The 1008-nt window shown below is 33.4% G+C and carries 3 protein-coding genes; all 3 read left to right on the top strand.

Translation table 11 applies throughout. The features are described from left to right. Positions 1-207: 207 nt before the first annotated feature. Entirely contained in the window at positions 208-402 is a 195-nt protein-coding gene (locus AB4517_RS10045; RefSeq protein WP_372125736.1) for a Flp family type IVb pilin, read from the top strand. A 37-nt stretch (positions 403-439) separates the two neighbouring features. Then, positions 440-604: a Flp family type IVb pilin gene (locus AB4517_RS10040; protein WP_248389332.1), complete on the top strand. Its 165-nt coding sequence runs from the start codon at positions 440-442 to the stop codon at positions 602-604. 46 nt (positions 605-650) lie between these two features. After that, positions 651-1008: prepilin peptidase (locus AB4517_RS10035; RefSeq protein ID WP_372148281.1), on the top strand; the 358-nt coding region annotated here is incomplete at its 3' end.

The following is a 1008-nucleotide window of genomic DNA, read 5'->3' as shown; positions in this document are numbered from 1 at the left end:
TTACTACTTTCATATAAATACCAACTCTATTTCATATTTAAATGTGGGTTTAAAATTAGCTAAATTACTATACGTAACAATTAGATTAGAAGTACCACAAAAAAGTGCAAGTGAATGGCAAAAAAATCCTAACCGAATATATCTCTCACCTCTAGATTTAGTTTACAGGTAAACAAAGCCTGATACGTAAATCAAGGAGAGGTTCTCATGGATAAGTTTTTGAATAATTGTAAAGAATTCATGAAAGATGAAGAAGGGTTGACTGTTATCGAGTACGTAATCGGTGCAGCGATGCTTGTTTTAGGTTTGACCACAATTTTTTCCGGTGTAGGTGCTGCCCTAGCTACCAAACTGACAAATATCATTGGGTTAATTACAGAGACTGGTACTCCAGGTGTATAGACTGGAAAAATTTACTAGTAAGTTAGTAGGAGCACGTTTGGATAGAGCATTGATTAGAAAATTTCAAAGAGATGAGAATGGGCTTGTAGTTGTTGAATATGTTATTGGTGCTGCAGGTTTATTAATTTTAGTTGGGATATTATTTGCTTCTTTCGGAACGGCGCTTCTTTCTAAGTTGTCTAGTATCCTCTATTCGTTATAAAAGGGTTGACAAGCATATGGTAAGTTATTTATGTGTTTGGTTAGTTATGTTTTTTATTTCATTTTACGATCTTAGTGAAAATAGAATACCAAACAACCTACTGATAATGCTTATTATTGTTGGTTTTTCTTATGGTTTTCAACAAGTCGGAGTTAAAGAGCAGATATTAGGCGTTGTAATTTATTTCTCTGGTGGGTTACTACTTTATTTTCTTAAAGTGATGTCTGCTGGTGATGCTAAACTTTTGGGTGTTTTAGGTGGTATTTTTGGCGCGTCGGCAATAATAGATGTTGGTTATTATATTATAATATCTTGTGGTTTGATTGGACTTATGTACTTGTTTTTATATAAAGTTAATAGTTTAGGGCTTCAAGGGGGAACGTTGAATTTGAATCGAACCAATA

The sequence above is a fragment of the Vibrio sp. 10N.222.52.C3 genome (assembly GCF_041474195.1).
Taxonomy (GTDB): Bacteria; Pseudomonadota; Gammaproteobacteria; order Enterobacterales; family Vibrionaceae; genus Vibrio; species Vibrio crassostreae_C.
The sequence above is the reverse complement of the archived record's forward strand: the minus strand, read 5'-3'. Positions and strand labels throughout refer to the sequence as shown.

Coding starts and splice junctions, on each gene's coding strand:
- AB4517_RS10045 (WP_372125736.1), top strand. CDS start 208: ATGGATAAGTTTTTGAATAATTGTAAAGAATTCATGAAAGATGAAGAA.